Origin of the sequence: Arenibacter sp. F20364 (assembly GCF_023015905.1) — a bacterium.
GTDB lineage: Bacteria > Bacteroidota > Bacteroidia > Flavobacteriales > Flavobacteriaceae > Arenibacter.
The window spans coordinates 50,202-67,438 of the sequence record NZ_JALKBD010000026.1; the positions used below are offsets into that span (position 1 = coordinate 50,202).

Here is a 17,237-nt window from a genome sequence, read left to right on the forward strand (position 1 = left end):
TTATAAAGATTAATAACCATCGTTTTGGGTAAGGTTTGAATTTTTTTCCCGCTCTTCCCCAGGTATGGGAAACAAGGCATCGGTATCTTGCCATAGTGGCTTTATTGGGCCTAAAACCGCAGAAACTGTTTTTGAACGCTTTAGGTCCAGCCAACGGTGTCCCCATTCCGCAAAAAGTTCCTTTTTCCGTTCCTCCTGTATCAGATCGAGCAATGCTTCCCTGTCGATTCCAGGATCGGTATCAGCTATTAAATCAATACCGGCCCTTTTGCGTATAATATCAATATCCGATATGGCCCCGTGCAATTTGTTCTGCATGGCACGCGCCTCCGCTCTTATGAGGTATTGTTCGGCAAGTCGCAGCACCATGGAATATTCACTTATATTGTTTATACTTATCCTGTCCTTGTATTTATGGGGATACTGGAAATTTTTACTGGAATTATGTCCCACCCAGTGGGAAAGACGATTATCACTTTCCTCCATAGTGGCCACAAAATTTTCCGATAGCTGGAACGGGGAAGAATTGTTCCCTCTAAACACATAACCTTCCCAAGTGTAGGTAAGTATATTTCCTCTTCCTATAGGCGATAATTGCCAAATGGCTTCCTTACTATTGGCCAAAAAGACCTTTTCCAGGTCTTCCAAAATTTCAAATTGGGAGACTTGGCCTATCAAAATACTACTGTACTCCTCGGCCTTTTCCCAATTTTCCAGGTACAGATTTAACCGGGCGGATAATGCCAGTACCACGAAGTAATTAACATTAAAACGCTCGGAATCCGCATAATCCTCTACTCCCTTCAATAGGGTCAGTGACAATTCCAGATCACCATCTATTTGCTTTAAGATGTCAGCCTGCGAATTCCGGCCAGCCCTTGCATTCTGCCGATAGTCCGTGGATACTATCAGGGGAACATCGCCATACAGGTTCGCTAAATAGAAGTAGGTAAATGAGCGAACGAACAAAGCTTGTCCCATCAACATGGTTCGGACATCCTCGGAAACAGCCAATGATTTCTCCAAACCCTCCAAAACACTGTTGGCCATGTAAATTATGTTATAGGCGCTAGACCATAGATTATAGTTTGCAGAGGCATCAGGAGACTTGCTCGGTGAGATTTCATTCTGATTGAAGGGTCCATATCGGTTGTCCGTTGCGCTCCTCATTTGAAAAATATCCGAGGACATCCCCGCCAGTAAGGTCACGGAACTTATATAACCATTTGAAAAATTGGCGTTAAAAAGCTCATTGTAAATTCCGGTTACTGCACTAATAGCGGTCTCATCATCCTCAAAGACCGATTCACTTACTATTTTATTATTGGGAGCATCTATCTCAACATAATCCTCACAGGACATAAGGGCTATTGTACAAACAAATATCATATCTATAATTTTAAATCTAATTTTGATCATGGTTTCCTATTTTATAAGTTAAACTGGGCTCCAACGGTTATTGTTCTCAAAGAGGGTATGCTATTGCCTCCGGGAAATGCTACATTTAATCCTTTATAACCGGTAATGGTCAACAGGTTTTGAGCCTGTACAAATAGCTTGCAGCCATTGAGTCCCATTTTTTTCAAGGGCCAATTAGGCAGGTCAAAACTTAGCGACATAGTCTTCAACCTGATATAGGAGGCGTCCGTCAAAGACTGTCCGCTTAAATAAAAGCGGTCATAGGCTATAAATGCATTATAGGCTTCCGACACATTTTGTATGCTGGGATTGTTGACGTTCTGCCAATTATTGTAGAATTCGGCCGTTTGCACGTTCTTCTGACCGGGTAGCCCCATATAATTCGGGTATCCGTTCTGCTTCACAAATTCCCATAAAAAGTTGAATTCGATTCCCTTATAGGACAGATTATTTCCAACTCCACCAAAATATTGTCTCCCTAAATGTTTTATGAGCTTGCGGTCCTCATAGTCGTAACGTTCATCCCCGTTGACATCTACAACGCTAAAGAGACCGGTCTCGGGGTCAACACCATTATATTGATAGAGCAGGCCGATGTTCAAAGGGTGGCCAACACGATATCTATTGGCGTAGGAAGATTGGTCAATATCCGGATAACTGATCAATTTATTCTGGGGAAAGCTAATATTGAAAGACGTTTGCCAAATCAATTCTTTATTACGTAAATTGACTGTGGAGAGTTCCAACTCCCACCCTCTATTCTCGACCGTTGCCGGCAAGTTGGCCTGTACCGTATTAAAACCGGTCGTTGAGGGCAAGGGATATCCGACTAGTTGGTTCGATGAACGGTTGCGGTACCAGCCCAGTGCCAAATGAATCCGGTCTTTCATAAAACCAAGCTCCGTCGCCAATTCCAGTTTTTTGTTTTCTTCCCAGGAATAATCCGGGTTGGTGAGCTGGGTAGGGTATAGTCCGTTGGGACCCGGTGTAGCCTCATAGGCATCCAGATAACCATAATCCGCTATTTGATCGTTTCCTGTAGTACCATAGCTAGCCCTCAGCTTTCCAAAACTTAGAAAGGACAGATGCCGTTGAATTGCCATTTCCTCAGAGAAAATCCAGGCTCCCCCTACCGCCCAAAAGTTGGCGAACCGTTTGTTGGGTCCAAAACGTGAAGAACCATCCCTTCTACCTGTTAGGTTTAGAAAATACTTCCGTTGATAGTTATATCCCAATCGTGCAAACAGGGCATTGTACTTATATTCCGTTATATCATTAATATCAACCTTAGTAGTCTCTGCTGCCGATAGATCCCCAAGTAGGGATTCGGAAATATAACCTGTCCCCAAGATACTTAATATCCGGTTCTCACTCTGTTGGAAGGTGGCACCCAGCAAACCATCAATATTGCCATTCCCCACTTTTTTAGCATACACCAACTGTGGTTCCAAGATCCACGACTTTCTATCTCTTTGGGTTTCAATGGAGCTATGTCCTGCACTTTCCCGTGCTTCGGGATTATATTGGTCCTTGGACAAAAAGGCTCTATATTCCCTGTTTAGACGGGTATAGCCTGTGTTCAGTTTAAAGGTTAAATCCGGAAATAACCGGTAAGAGAGACCTAAATTGGCCAATAGATTAAACCCATCATCCATAGCTTTCCTGTGTACAATACCGGCGATGGGATTATCCCAAGCGGAATAGGTCCAATCCTCCCAATGGAGACTCCCGTCATCATTATAAAGGGAAGGTGCATTGGGAGGCAGGGAAAATGCCGTTCTGATGAAATTACTACTATTGGCCATCACCTCACTTCTGTCCGTGCCATAATTTACAGCTAGGACCAAACCAAATTTTTTATTTTCCGAGGTGTGATTTAAGTTGAGGCCAGTCGTTATTTTATGATACCCTTTGTCCCCAGGGAATACCATGCCCTCTTTATGATAGGAACCGCCCAATCTAAAGGACGTGGTGGCATTGCCACCAGATGCGGAAACATTTACATCGGTTATAGAGGAAGTCCCTCCAAAAAGCTCCTCTTGCCAATCTGTATAACGATTTTGGTCCCACAGCAGTAGGTCGTAATCGCTGGTCTCATTGGCTTCTCTACCATCATTTTCCAAGGCCGCCCTTCTAATGCTCAAATACTGCTGGGTATCCAACAACTCCATTTTATGGGAAACGGTGCCCAGACCGGAATACCAACGCGCTTCCACCGCGGTCTTTTTATCATTACCGGTTCCCTTTTTGGTGGTGATCAGCACCACGCCATTGGCCCCACGGGAGCCGTAGATGGCGGTGGCATCTGCATCTTTTAGGACTTCAATACTCTGTATGTTGGACAAATTCATGGTACTCAAAGGGTCTACTCCATCTGAATACATATTACTGCCACCTGTAATCGGAGTAGAGATAATAGGAACCCCATCAACAATATACAAGGGATAATTGCCCTCCCTGCGCAGGCTGTTCTGTCCACGGATACGAATAATGGGGGCACTTCCGGGCACCCCATTCTGTTGCACCACCTCTACCCCTGCCATACGCCCTTGAAGGGCCTCTAACGGACTTACAATGGGCTGTAGCTCTATTTCCTTGGCAGTGACCCTGCTGATGCTCCCGGTCCGCTCCTTTTCCTTTACGGTGTAGTAACCGGCATTGACTTCTACTTCCTGCAGTTCGGTGACCTCGGACTGCATATCTACGTCCAAGGTGCTCCTGCCCAGTACGGGCAATTCCCGGGTATGGTAGCCCAGATAGGAAAAGATCAGGAAATCCCTATTGTTTACCAAAAGGGAGTATTCCCCATTGTCGTCGGTAAAGGTGCCATTGTTGGTTCCCTTGATAAGTACATGCACTCCAGGCATGGGGCCGTAGCTGTCGGTAACGGTACCGGATATCTGGTACTGCTGTTGGGTATCAAGGTTGGGAAAAGAGTTAAAACAATGCCCATGGGGGAAATGGGCAAAGTAAGGTGGGGGAACAAGAAAGCAAATATATAGTAAACATAGGCGTATAAAGCCCCTGTACTCAAGATTATTTTTCATAATTTTGAAGATTAGATGAAACTTAGTTTTATTTAGTTAAGGCCTTCCAAACTTGTCGGTCAAACAGGGTTTGGGAGGCTATTTTTGAATATGTTCTATGTCATAGGCAATAAGGATCTATTAGTTGGTATTGCTGTTTGGTGAGTAAGATTAAGGTTGCCGTTGGGTCATACCTAATCTGGCTCACTTTTATGGCTCCTCCCCTAGCCTAATTACAATGCTAAAATAGCATAGCAGATGCCGCAAAGGGATGGCCTTAAATGATGTTAGGCTGCTTTGTCGTTATTTGGCCGGATGCCAAAAAAGTGTGGATCGTGGATTATGGGATAAAAGAATTTTCGAGTTCCGGATAATTGGTACAACACAAATCCCATAATAAATGAACCGGTTTACTTTTTTTAACCAGTTCTGTGCAAACCTATATTGGGTTCTTGGGCTTTTTGGTAAAGAGAATGTCGTACACGGTATGTTGCAAAAGAATGGTAAGCTGCCCAGTGGCCGTTTTACCATTTAAGTTACATAAGCTGTGTTCCATAGCTCTTTTAGCCTTTTAATTACTATTTGCAAAACTTCTAAATAGAACAACGCTTGGCATAAAGTTGTTTAATACTCACTTTAAGGTCCTAGAACTGGTTTAGCGCACTTTGATAAGAAAACCCATGCCCCGGGTCATGGGCATCTTGCTTATCATCCCGTGCATTAAGCTACCAGTTTTTAGACCGGGAATCCAAGCGACTACTTCTAGACTAATTCAAACAAAGAAGAATCGCAAACATATGTTAATGAGACAAATATAATAAAATATTTCAATCGTTCGCTATAGCGAACAGATATTTTTTAATTATTGATTTGATTTGGGAGTGATAGTATTATATGATAAATAAAACGGACAAAGGTGAGATTAATAAGGCCAATGCATTGGTCAATAAATATCTTTGTGCGTTCATATTTGAAAAATTCTTAATAAAACCAAAAAATCAAAAGGGAATCGAAGTAAGCCAAAACCAATATGCTAAATTGTGTGGCTTATCATCTTCAACCATCACCAAATTAAAAGAATCAGCTGGTTATGATATTCCTATGTCTACGATATACAATATATGCAGACACGAAAAATATTCTCTACATCAATTTTTTAAAGAATTTGAAATAAAGTACGGTGTAAATATTCCACTATAAAACTTAAATAACATCTACTACCAGTCTTGACCAGAATATAGGCGGTATTCTTTGCGACAACTTATTGACCACTGGCTTTTTTCCGTTCTTAATGTCATTCAGCATTGGCAAAGACATACTCTTTTGCAATTTTGGGTATGTGTGTTGGCTGTGGCGAATTGCAAATGTGTATGGCTTTAAGCGTTGGCTATTAGTGTCTCGATAAAAATCTTCTTTGTCTTTCTCTATCACCACTTTTTAAACACCATTCAATTCGGTCATTTAAATATTTTTTGATTGGGATTAGTTTAATGCCTAAGTCTGATTTTTCGACAATCGAAAGTATTCGTCTCCAATCAGCCGCCTCAATATCGGAAAGTATTACATCACCTGAGCCACTTGTTCCATTTCCTCTCCACGCAAGATGTCTAAAGTCTTCTACATTTTGATTCAGAGAAATATAAAGTAAAAGAACTTTTTCAAACATATCTTGACAAGAGTGCCTAATAATATCAACAATAATTTCTATTTCCTTAGTGTCTTTGCTATTGTCAATTACATACTTTTCAATAAAATTGTTAGCTCTTGATTTATGAGGCTCTACTAAATTCCAAAAGAATGCATTACAAAAATGTTCTAGTATTCCATAGTAAGTATCTTTTTCAATTATTAAATCAAATATCTTAACTAATAACTCTTCAGCATCTTTTAATTCCCAAATAACCTGTAGATTTTTTCTATCTGAAGAAATTCTATTACTAGATTCAGTAAAAAGGCTATCAATATATTGGACAAGGAAGTTTGAATCTAGTTTGAGAATTTTTAAGAGACCTTTTTGTTCATTATCAAATGAAGTTTGAAGTTTATCTTGCTGTATATAGCTTTTTTTAACTAAATCCAAATCGTCTCCCAAATTATCGAAATGAGTGTCAAACAAATCCATCCATAACAATATATCAAACTTCTCGTTCTCATTTTTTTTAAGTACTAACTTTAATATTGATTGGAATAAGTTCGGCTCTTTTTCCCAATACTTTTGTAGCATATCAAAATGAATTGTATAGCGCTCATCAATGTTTTCAACCGTCTCTAATAAGTTCTTTACTTTTTCATCATCAATTAAAGAAGTTGATAAATAATTGAAATATGACATTTGCCATTGGAATTTTGATTTGAAACTATAGTCCGAAATTAATTTCCATATTTTTGATGCCTTCTCAGAATCATTCAATTGATTGCGAAAAACAGCCCAAGGTAAATAACCAATCTCATTATCTTTTTTTACAGTTTCTATTAGCATTTCTAAACCTAATTCAAAATTTTTATTAAGGTTTTCGTCAACAATACAGTCATATGATTTATTGTAGTTCCAATTATTATCGGTGACATTACTTAGATAAATGAAGCTTTTATAGAATTCCTTAAACTCGTCAATCGAGCTGAATATGAAAGATTTCCTAATTTCATTTTCTTTCAACCTATCGTATTCTCTAAAATCATCAAATTCGAACATTTCTTTATCTCGAATTCTGTTCCAATCAATTAAAAGAAATGTTTTATACATATCATTTATAAACTGCTCTTTAAGAGATGAGAATATTGGTAAGTCAATTGAATTACTTTGTAAATCTTTGATTTGTCTTTGTACATATCTACAATGCTCAAACAATTCATTATTCAATTTTTTTTGAATTATTTCAACAATAAAATTAACATCAAACTCTAATAAATCCTTTGTTATGTCTCTTCTACCACTTGGGTGACTTAATAAAACATTAAATGATTCTTTTGGAGAATCATCAAAATTACTCAACAAAGACTTCCATATTTTTTCTCTAAAATTTTTAACGGAATGAGATGCAGGAATTGGATAATCATACCAAGTAATAGAATTATTTCTTCCTCCTTTGATTTGATGATACTTAAAAGCTATAAAGCTTTTTGAAAGCTCGAAAAAAGCAATTGAATACAATTTATCGTTTGAGTTTAGACCTTCAATTAGACAGTCAAATAGTACATTCTGCCTTTCAAATCGATATTTTTCGTCGTCAACATCAAAAGTTAATTTCTCTCTAACTTTATGAATTAATTCAGGTAGATGTTTTGGTTGTTTTCTGACATATTCGAAAGATAGTTGTATCGCATCTTTTAAATTTGATGGAAATCTAAAAAACTCACCTAAAAGTTCAATTATATCGTTCTTGTCGTACGCAAACTGATTATTCTTATAAGTTACAGTGTAATATTCAATTTCTTCTTTTTCGAGGCTTTCAATAAATTCATAGACATATGCTAGAGATTCGTCCTGAAGATAGTACCAGAACGTTGCTAGTAGTTTTAAAGCCTTTTTATGCTCTCCTTTAATCGTTTTCCAATAATCCTGAAGTTTTGGTTTTAACTTTTCCATTACATTCTCATGACCAAATGTGTTATTAGCAGGAATTACACAATCATTAAAACGATAATTATTGGACTCAAAATAATTACTTAGTAGAACCTCAAAAGAAAGTAAGTCATCTTTTACGAATGCTTTGTAGAAAAAGTAAGTTGAAAGATTCTGTTCAGGTATTTTTATGTGCTCAAACTGAATTTCAACAAGTTCTAGTTTATCAAGTATATCAATGGCATCAATGAATTCATCGTATTTTATATTGAAATTTGCTAAAATAGATTCAGTTACAGCCCTGTCCTTGTAAGGTATAGTATAGAAAAATGCAATTATACCTAGAATCTTAATGTTTAAATCGTTAGCAAATTCTCCTTCGTCTTTTATGAATGTGGAAAAATACTTTTCAAATAAATCGGAAACATCAGAGAGCACGTAAATATTTTGTTCGGCTTTAGCTAATAAGGAAGTCATAATAGCCAACCTTGGATTGCCATCTGAAATTTGAATAATTACTCTTTGATATTCAGGGTTCAATATCTCAAAAGGCTTAGCTTTAATAATATCTTTAATTTGCTCATCACTTAATTTGTATACGTCAATCCTTTGAGGTGAAAACTCTTGGCATAATAATCCAATCTCTTGGAATGCATAATCACGCACAGTTATTATAATTTTTAGTTTACCTTTTCTTGGTGTTTTGTAAAAACCGATTATTTGATTGAATGCATCTATCCTGTTTGCGTCATCAACAAATAAAATATAGTTTTCGTCTTCTTTAAAGTATTGATACAAGTCATTTAGCAATGTGTGATTTTTATAAGAAATGCAGTAAGCGTTATAATCTAGGTTTTCTTTGAGAAAATTATCTATAGATTCTAATGCTAATTTTGTTTTTCCTACTCCAGGCGCACCAGTAAGAATTATAAAATCTGATTCATTCAAGGAATTACATAATTCGGTAAGTTCTTTTTCTCTATGTAAAAAGGTATTGTCTAATGGTGTCGAAATACCTTTTGAAGCACTATTGTATTCTTTTATGAATTGTTTAATGGATACAATCTGTCCTGTGTCTAAAGGTAATCCTAGATATTGATGAGTTAAATCACGATGGTGAAGATGAAGTTCTACAGCTAATGAATCTAGAGTATAAACAGTAAGTTGGATATAAGTACCTGATAGAAGATTTTTTAATTCCTCAACTTCATCTGCCTTTAGACTAAAGTTAATACATAAAATTATTTCAGAAATTTTATTTAACTCAATACTAGTCTTAGTTACATCAATACATTTATTTATATCATCTCTTAGTTTTGAAAGTCCAGCAGTTATATTTGTTGAGTGCTCAACAAAAATATATTGGCCATTTGGTAAAAGTAAAAAAGAGTCTGGTGTTCCTACTGTAGTTTTTTGTTTTCCACTTTGACTTCCAGTCCTTGAAAAGGCAGAGTAGTTTTTATTTCTAATGCTTAAAAAGCTGTCACATAATTCTTGGAAAACGGCATCGTTTATTGAAGTTAATTCCTTCTCGATTTCTTGTAGTCTGCTCATCTCATTAGGTGTTGGCTAAAAACAGCTCTTTTGGTTTTTAAACGTTGGCTTTAGTTGTGGAAAAACCAAATGTGCTGTTTGTGCGGCTGGTTTTCATAGCTTGTGTACAACGACTTAATATGCAAACTAGTTGTTATATTTCTTTTATAAGTCTAATTTAATAAAACTTTTTAGTTAGCCTAGTTATAAATTTCATGGTTTATGGCTCAGCTGCCCCCTTCCCTATTCTGTGGGGTCTGGACGCCATTGGCTTGCCTAATTTATGGAACTAAAGAAAAGCAATTCCTTGAAAAGTAAGTCGCGGGAAACCGCAATTTGAGATATTTCTAGTTTCAATTTTTGATAATGGCACAATTGGTCCGAAATGCTTAGCACAATTTTATGCTGGAAATTTAGCAATCCCATCGTAAAGGAGTCTGGGTCCTGTTTGGTTAACACGGTCATTAAGTTGGCTTCCGCAGAGATTACGGGACAGGCTGTACCGACCATACGAAGACTTCTTAAGTTATTGCAGATAGTAAATCTTAATAATTTTTCAATTTCTCATTTTTATTAATTCTTTTATCTGCCATAAAAAGTATTCTATCAGATTTATCAAATGGGATTTTTAAATCAGAACATATTAAATTCAAATCGTAGAGATATTTGATATATAAATCTATCTGAAAATTCAGGTTTTTCTCTGAAGGATACGTATTTAAATCAAGAACTTGATTAGGATAAATTACCCGATATACTCGTTGGTCAATTATTTGATACACATTGGGATTTCTATATCTTAGAATTGTTGAAGCCATTGCTAATTGCACTCCATTAGTTTTTAGAAGACCTTTTAAAATTTCTTTAGTCTTAGCAATATTAAGCTCTCTTTCATTTTTATCAATGGAGTTGATTAATTCAATTATGCCTTCATCAAATTTAGCGTATCTGTTAACTTTCCAGAGAACTATTTCATTCAATTTATCTTGATTAAAATCATCAATTGATGAATCAAGTTTTTTTGTTAATGATTCCTGATATTTAAATTCATGATCATCAGCTATTATTTCAAAATCGGAATCGAATATTGTTTTCATCATTTTATTTTTTTTACAAAAGCTGGTAAGGGTCTTTATAAGACAAGTTTTCTGGTTTAAGCACCCAATTTAGCAAATCTTTTAAGTTGGCCTAGTTATTAATTTAATGGTTTAAGGCTCTGTTGCCCTCTACCCTATTTTGTGGGGTCTGGCTATCATGCGTTTTCTTAATTTTATGGAATTAAAGAAAAACAATTCTTTGAAAAATAAGTTGCGGGAAACCGTAAATTGAGATGTTTCTAATTTCTATTGTCCAGAGTGGCACAATTGGTTCGAAATGCATGGCACTTTAAACCGAAGTATCCACCATGACAAAGAAGAAAGAATAACGAGCTGTAGGCTTACAAATTGGGCTAGGCAAAGGCCAACAAGGTGATGCACCTCTCGGCCATGTCCAACCTGAAGACCCGCCTGAACGGGCAGGAGTACCTGAAATTCACGCAAAAACGAGTAAAAAGCGGAGCAGGAAGCATAGTTCTGAACCATTCTATGGAAAATGTACTCCACAAGGCTATTTGCTTCCTTTTTGGCACTATAAAAATGAGTGACAACACCTTCGTTTAAAAAACAAAACGGCCCTAAAAGGCCGCTTATAGCATAGATCACTTATGAATTATAGGGTTGTGCAAAGGTTACCATTGTTACCCAACGTTTTTTAATTCTCCGTACCTTCTATCTATAACTTTTATTAACTTATTGAAAAAGGCTTGAATTAGTTCAATTATTTCTATTATATAATTTTCACTTTCTATTTCGACTATATTGTCTGTCCCAAATTTTCTCATTGTCAATCCTTTAGTCCTTTGTATAAAAGCTAATTTATTATCATCGATTTCAGAATTATTGTGAGCTATTTTATTCCGAATGTACTTATGCTGTCTTATCAGGTTATATTCTTTTTCTACATCTTTCGATTCTAATTCATAAACTTTCGTAAGATAAATCCAGTATTTATGAATATAATCACTCCCAGTAATGTGCTTTATTTTTACACTAAACTCAAAATTAGTTTCGATTAAGTTTGAAAGAAGTTTTAATTGTCCTTCTAAAACTGAAAAGATTGACAGAAGTGATGCTTTTCTGTAATTTTGGGGTATTTGTTTTAGAAATTTTTCTGTGTGTCCATAATAATGTCCATAATATTGTGCTTGTAATGAGCCTTCTTGCTCGTTAGTTGGCTCAGTTTGTAGTTCAGAATCATTTTTAATTTTATTTCGAAATTCTTCGATTAAAGTTTTAGCGTATTTTTCTGAATTTTCAATTATTTTTTTTTCGGCAATTAACAGATTGTCTAAGTCATCATCATAATAATATAAAATTCCCCAATGATTGATTTTGAACTCGTTATTATTTAGATTTATCATTTTTTCTCTTTTGTTCGTACAACGGTTAGGCTAAACGTGGTGCGGAGGTACGCCATCTGCGACAGCAGTGGGCGAGTTGACGCGTTGGCCAGTTTTCGTCTACGCACGAAGCTAAAGCTTATTGCTTTGCTTTTTCTTTTTTTGCTCCAAAGCTAAATCCATAAGATTTAGCGACATTATAAATATAGACAGACCTTTCGTTTTAGCCCTAAAGTCCGGATTACGTTTAGCATTGTTACAAAACGTTTTTTAGTTGTTTGTCCACCAGGGTAAGGTAGCGTTCTTTGTTTTTCCCGTCCAAAACCATTGCTGCTAGTTCTCGCTTTTTGTTCGAGGGTTTATGATAGTGTTCAAAGGACTTTGTTTGGATATTCATATAATGATTAACATATCGTTCCGTGAACTTGTAATATTCAAGGCTTTTAGAATTCCATTTATGTCTCTTGTATTCTGAAAAAATATTCGAATAGAAATTCTCCAACTTAGGATTTTGGATTGAGGTTTTTACGTCCCCGGGAAAGTGTTCTTCAAACCAGTTTAAAAACTGATTTAAATGTCCTAGATAAATTTCTGTATACAAATAGTTGTCAAAACTCTTTTCAAGCTTTATGTTTTCAAAATTGACCTTTTTTAAATCAAAGTCCTTTTCGATTAGCATTTGCTCCCAGTTTTCTTCGAAATCCTGCTTATTGTCATAGTTAAGGTTACTCGCATCAATTTTTTTTGAATTCAGATAAAACTCCCTCAATTGGATTTGTGCTAATCCACTATTATTTGGGCTGCTTATGGAATCAATGCTTTGAGTTTCATACCAGTTAATATCGATAGATTCTTCGTCCGTTACGTAAAATGTTGGTATGGAAGTGAAGAACTTTTCACAATTCCCAAAATAATAAGTTTGCGGGGCGGCACTAAATATTTGATAGGTGTAGGGTTTAAATTTTTCGGTGGTTAAGGACACCAACTGTGAATCTAAATTTTGACCGTTAAACCTAAATTCGCCGTTTTTAGAAACAGTAGTTGAATCAATTGTGAATTTATCATTGAGATAATCAAAATGGTCAATTTTATTTAAATACACGGTTTTACCCTCTGAAGAAAACAATTTGCCCGAAATAGAGGTTTTCTTGCTTTCTGTTTGTCCAAGACAAGATGAAATCACGATCGAGGTAAATAATAGTACAATCAGCTTAAAAGTCATTTTTGAAATATTTTGTAACAATTGTATATAATTACTAGTAGTTATATTTCTTTTATAGGTCCAATTTAGTAAAACTTTTTTGTTGGTCTAGTTATTAATTTAATAGTTTATGGCTCTAATTACCCCTACCCTATTTTCTGGGGTCTGGCTATAGTTCGTTTGCTTAATTTTATGGAAATAAAGCAAAACAATTCCTTGAGAAGTTGATTGCGGGAAACCGTAAAGGGTAAAATCGCATTTCATCTTAGGTGTAGGACTGATAAAAAATAAAACTTTGATTTTCAGGCCCTTAAAATTATTGGGATGGACTGGTGCTTTTCATGGGAGCCATTATTAGGTGCTGGTTTTTATTCAGTTTTCTTGTTAGATTTAATTCTTTTAATATTTATAAAAGGGCTTTTAATTAAATAGAGGAATGACTGTTTTTCATTTGTATCAAATTCCGCCAATCCATATTTCATATCTTCTACTGGCATCATTTTAAAAGTTCCAAATAATCTGTCCCAAATTATAAATATATCGGCATAGTTTGAATCTGTATAAATCTGGTTTTGTTGATGGTGGACTCTATGATGGTCAGGCATTACCAATAATAATCCAAAAGTCGAATTTAACCATTTTGGATAATTTAGATTTGCGTGCTCGAAAAAGAAGAACAAATACAGGATGAAATAATACAACGCCATAGAAAAGACATCTGTTCCAAAGAGCGCTGCAGTAATTATATTTCCAATTCCAAAAACAAAAATTAACTCAATGGGATGAAAACGAAAAACGGATGAAGAGTCCATTGTTGTATCGCTGTGATGTACTCTATGAAATCTCCATAGTAAAGGAATTTTGTGAGTTCCTCTATGAATCCAGTACGCTGTAATGTCATACAATGCAACAGAAATACAAAGTTTAGCCCAAACAGGTAATTCAATTAGATATAAAAGTCCAATATTGTTTCCATTTAGCCATTCAATTGAAAAAACTTGAAATGTAACAAAAAAGATATTCAAAATCACAAGTATAATTTGGAACAGTACATTTTGTAATAGATGATTAATTCTATTCTTGAAACTAAATGGCGATTGCATTATTTGCTCTAAAGAAAAGAAGAAGGCAATTAATCCAATCACAATATAATTTGGGTCTATTCCCAACAATTTGTTTATTAAATCCATAGTTTAAAAATATTAGATTAATTGTCTTGGTACTTTTTTCAACTTGCACCTAACGTTCTTATATAAGATTAGTTGCGTGGTTTAGCAACGAATTTAGGAAATACAAACCGAAAAGAAAATCCGCGAGGATTTTCAGAAGTAGGCGAGAACAAGCAATTAATTTTATACGATGTGTGTGCCCAGCATGGGCATCTTTTAACTACAGAAAAGTAGTTAATTAATCTAGAGGGTGCAAGTCCCTTATGGGCAGGGGTAACGCCTTGAACCATTAGTAAGCTGCAAGGGTGGTAACCGTGAGGTTACATCTGAAGGAAGCAGGACTACAAAGTTCGGTACTGACGAACAGGAACCGTATACGAGGCATATTTATCCGGGTAAGCAAGCACATCATTGTAAAGCCCCAAAGAGTAACCAATGGATAATTATGTAGATACGGCAGGAATCGAGGGAAACCTGCCCGTGTCATTCAGGCGGGGACGATGCCATTACCTGGAGGGCGGAGCGTTAAGAAAATGTCTGGCAGACATTTTTAGCGAACGAGCCAGCTGGGGGGTTGGCCTAGTTACGTATAACTGAACGGAGAAGTCAGCAGAGGTCATAGTACCCACAGGAAACGAGTTGTATAAAACTGCATAGGTCTCACAAGTGGGGAAGGACCGAACGCAGTCCTTCCGGAAATTACGATGGGAGCATTGATTTTCACTAATTGGGTGACCGATTCCCAAGAAAACCTGTAGTCCTTTGAAAAAGTACGGAATAGTTTCGATTGGTGTAAAGAGCGATTGAAAAGATGGATTGCAAACCGCCGTATACGAGACCCGTACGTACGGTGGTGTGAGGGGTGCACTCCGTCATTTGATGGCGGAGCCATCCACTCGATTGTGCTTTCGCTCTCTTTTACCTCTATTACTAAAAGTTAATTATCATTCTATTTCAAGCTCTTTTTTAACAATGTTCCGGAACCTTGTGTGGCTGATATAGTGATCTTCCAATAATTTACCATCTCTTAAAAGATTAAAAACGCCAAAACCCGATGGTGCCGACTTTGCCTCTTCAATTGTTGATATTTTTGACACCTTAAGGTCAATTCCGTAGTCCATAGCCACATTAAGAATGGCTTCTGCTGATTTTTCATTCCAAGGACATTGGTCTGAATAGGTTAAGTGCCAGCCCTTGTACTTTTTTTGTTGACTATGCCAGTCCAATAATTTAGGTTTGCTAGTATTATTTTTCCATGTTTTAGCAAGTAATTCAAATCTATCCTTTGTTTCAATTTGAAGGAAGCCATTCTTCTCAAATAGGGTTTCATCCGCCATCCAACCACCTGCACTGGTCATTACACATACACCATCTAACCCTCTCGATTTTGCTTCCTTTTCCGCATCTTCAATTAACATAGTACCATAGCCTTTCTCTCTTTGCTTTTTAGAATAAATGTAAATACAATGAATGAACATGTAGTTGTCTGCATTAATTGGGCGCCACGCATATTTGGCTGGCACGTATTCAATAAAACCAATCATTTTATCGTCACTTGATTTGAGTATTTTGATACGCATACCTTCCTTGTGGCGTTGTTGAAACCAATTGTGTTTGTCTTTAAACCCTTGTCGTTTTTTGTCTTTTATACAGAAGTACGTTTCTTTTAATGCGTTTTGGGGTGTAACTTCAATTAATTTCATGATGTTAGTTTTTAGATCCGTTTTCTTGCATGAAGCACGACAATTGTATATAATTACTAGTGTGTATATTCCTATTATAGGTCCAATTTAATAAATCTTTTTCGTTGGTCTAGTTATTAATTAAATGGTTTATGGCTCTGCTTCCTCCTGCCCTATTTTCTGGGGTCTGGCTATAGTTCGTTTGTATAATTTTATTGAACTAGAGAAAAACAATTCCTTGAGAAGTTGGTTGTGGAGAACCGTAATTTTAAATATTTCTAGTTGTATAAAGGGAAACGAAGAATTAGGAAATTTGAGTAATCGCCGTAATAAGTGATAACCGGACTAGGTACAGTCAGCGCGGTCTTATGGACAGGCTTGCCAACCACACAGACGCTTGGTTATTATCGTTAAGCAATTTCACCTCTAGTTTCTGAAAGATACATTGTCATGGATATAGCCTCTGTATCTACCCAATCCTCATATTCCTTTGCAGCATTTAATCTTTGAGAATTATCAATATAATCTTCTTCGGATATTTGCTTTAATCCAGCTACCTTACTCCAAATACCTACTTTAGACTTAAAATCCTTTCTATCCCTAGTATAGTATTCATCAGAATGTAGTGCTTGTATGTTTTTAAGCCCAATTTCCTGAAATAAAGAAGGCAAAGAATCGGCTATTTCATTATTCATGCCCGCATGCTCCCTCCATTTAAGAAATGCTTCATAGAATTCAACCATGCTTTGTGGTGGATCTGGGTTCCATTGAATTTTCTTGTGGTTATAATCCAATATAGATATAACACCATTGGGATTAAGTAATGATTTCATTTTTAACAAAGCTTCTTTCGGATTGGATAACCATTGAAGCATTCTAGCAGAAATAATCAAATCAAACTTCTGATCGGGATTAAAATCAAATATGTCTGTAGTGATCAGCTCTAAGTTCTTTATATGTCCATAATTAGCAATTCCATTTTCTATAAAATTAGGGTCCTTATCAATCCCAATTATTTTTCCGCCATTTCCAATGATAGCCGTAACATCCTTAGAAATAGCTCCTGTTCCACAGCCCACATCAAGTACTCTGATATCTTTTCTCAATAAGGGTTTTAAAGTACGATAATCTACTTCCAATGATCTATTATTATATACTTCTGACCCTTCTTTGGAATCTCTTTTTACGATTTTGTTTTCCTTCAT

11 protein-coding genes are annotated in these 17,237 nt (G+C 36.1%); 2 read left to right on the forward strand and 9 right to left on the reverse strand.

Annotated elements, in window-relative coordinates:
• Nucleotides 1–9: 9 nt before the first annotated feature.
• Both MWU84_RS18150 and MWU84_RS18155 read right to left on the reverse strand, forming a co-directional pair.
• The gene (locus MWU84_RS18150) at nt 10–1,419 is read right to left on the reverse strand and encodes a RagB/SusD family nutrient uptake outer membrane protein (RefSeq protein WP_246904375.1); all 1,410 of its coding nucleotides are present in this window, start codon (nt 1,417–1,419) and stop codon (nt 10–12) included.
• Nucleotides 1,420–1,430: 11 nt separating this feature from the next.
• Nucleotides 1,431–4,466 (reverse strand): SusC/RagA family TonB-linked outer membrane protein, encoded by a 3,036-nt coding sequence (locus MWU84_RS18155; RefSeq protein WP_246904377.1) that lies wholly within the window; start codon nt 4,464–4,466, stop codon nt 1,431–1,433.
• Nucleotides 4,467–5,339: 873 nt separating this feature from the next.
• On the opposite strand from MWU84_RS18155, the gene MWU84_RS18160 reads away from it, so the two are divergent.
• On the forward strand, nt 5,340–5,645 hold the full coding sequence (locus MWU84_RS18160; RefSeq protein ID WP_246904378.1) for a hypothetical protein: 306 nt from the start codon (nt 5,340–5,342) through the stop codon (nt 5,643–5,645).
• Between the two features lie 190 nt (nt 5,646–5,835).
• Here MWU84_RS18160 and MWU84_RS18165 read toward each other — a convergent pair whose 3' ends face one another.
• Together MWU84_RS18165 and MWU84_RS18170 are read right to left on the reverse strand one after the other, a co-directional pair.
• Nucleotides 5,836–9,561: a hypothetical protein gene (locus tag MWU84_RS18165; protein ID WP_246904380.1), complete on the reverse strand. Its 3,726-nt coding sequence runs from the start codon at nt 9,559–9,561 to the stop codon at nt 5,836–5,838.
• A gap of 524 nt (nt 9,562–10,085) precedes the next feature.
• Nucleotides 10,086–10,640, reverse strand: coding sequence for a hypothetical protein (locus tag MWU84_RS18170; RefSeq protein WP_246904382.1), 555 nt, complete (start codon nt 10,638–10,640; stop codon nt 10,086–10,088).
• Nucleotides 10,641–11,009: 369 nt separating this feature from the next.
• Between MWU84_RS18170 and MWU84_RS18175 the strand changes: the two genes are divergently transcribed.
• The gene (locus MWU84_RS18175; protein WP_246904385.1) at nt 11,010–11,201 is read left to right on the forward strand and encodes a hypothetical protein; all 192 of its coding nucleotides are present in this window, start codon (nt 11,010–11,012) and stop codon (nt 11,199–11,201) included.
• A 77-nt stretch (nt 11,202–11,278) separates the two neighbouring features.
• Here MWU84_RS18175 and MWU84_RS18180 read toward each other — a convergent pair whose 3' ends face one another.
• The 5 genes from MWU84_RS18180 to MWU84_RS18200 all read right to left on the reverse strand — a co-directional run bounded on the left by MWU84_RS18180 (nt 11,279) and on the right by MWU84_RS18200 (nt 17,237).
• On the reverse strand, nt 11,279–12,001 hold the full coding sequence (locus MWU84_RS18180) for a hypothetical protein (protein ID WP_246904387.1): 723 nt from the start codon (nt 11,999–12,001) through the stop codon (nt 11,279–11,281).
• 235 nt (nt 12,002–12,236) lie between these two features.
• A complete protein-coding gene (locus MWU84_RS18185) occupies nt 12,237–13,202 on the reverse strand; it encodes a DUF4369 domain-containing protein (RefSeq protein ID WP_246904388.1) in 966 nt (321 codons plus the stop codon).
• A gap of 347 nt (nt 13,203–13,549) precedes the next feature.
• Nucleotides 13,550–14,371 carry a sterol desaturase family protein gene (locus MWU84_RS18190; RefSeq protein WP_246904390.1) on the reverse strand — a complete coding sequence of 274 codons (822 nt, stop codon included), beginning with the start codon at nt 14,369–14,371 and terminating at the stop codon, nt 13,550–13,552.
• A 923-nt stretch (nt 14,372–15,294) separates the two neighbouring features.
• Nucleotides 15,295–16,053: a GNAT family N-acetyltransferase gene (locus MWU84_RS18195; protein ID WP_246904393.1), complete on the reverse strand. Its 759-nt coding sequence runs from the start codon at nt 16,051–16,053 to the stop codon at nt 15,295–15,297.
• 389 nt (nt 16,054–16,442) lie between these two features.
• Nucleotides 16,443–17,237, reverse strand: a complete 795-nt coding sequence (locus MWU84_RS18200) for a methyltransferase domain-containing protein (protein ID WP_246904395.1) — start codon at nt 17,235–17,237, stop codon at nt 16,443–16,445.

Bases quoted from the DNA above. Each gene is read 5' to 3' on its own strand.
- MWU84_RS18150 (WP_246904375.1), bottom strand. From the start codon at position 1,419: ATGATCAAAATTAGATTTAAAATTATAGATATGATATTTGTTTGTACA.
- MWU84_RS18155 (WP_246904377.1), bottom strand. From the start codon at position 4,466: ATGAAAAATAATCTTGAGTACAGGGGCTTTATACGCCTATGTTTACTA.
- MWU84_RS18160 (WP_246904378.1), top strand. From the start codon at position 5,340: ATGATAAATAAAACGGACAAAGGTGAGATTAATAAGGCCAATGCATTG.
- MWU84_RS18165 (WP_246904380.1), bottom strand. From the start codon at position 9,561: ATGAGCAGACTACAAGAAATCGAGAAGGAATTAACTTCAATAAACGAT.
- MWU84_RS18170 (WP_246904382.1), bottom strand. From the start codon at position 10,640: ATGATGAAAACAATATTCGATTCCGATTTTGAAATAATAGCTGATGAT.
- MWU84_RS18180 (WP_246904387.1), bottom strand. From the start codon at position 12,001: ATGATAAATCTAAATAATAACGAGTTCAAAATCAATCATTGGGGAATT.
- MWU84_RS18185 (WP_246904388.1), bottom strand. From the start codon at position 13,202: ATGACTTTTAAGCTGATTGTACTATTATTTACCTCGATCGTGATTTCA.
- MWU84_RS18190 (WP_246904390.1), bottom strand. From the start codon at position 14,371: ATGGATTTAATAAACAAATTGTTGGGAATAGACCCAAATTATATTGTG.
- MWU84_RS18195 (WP_246904393.1), bottom strand. From the start codon at position 16,053: ATGAAATTAATTGAAGTTACACCCCAAAACGCATTAAAAGAAACGTAC.
- MWU84_RS18200 (WP_246904395.1), bottom strand. From the start codon at position 17,237: ATGAAGGAAAACAAAATCGTAAAAAGAGATTCCAAAGAAGGGTCAGAA.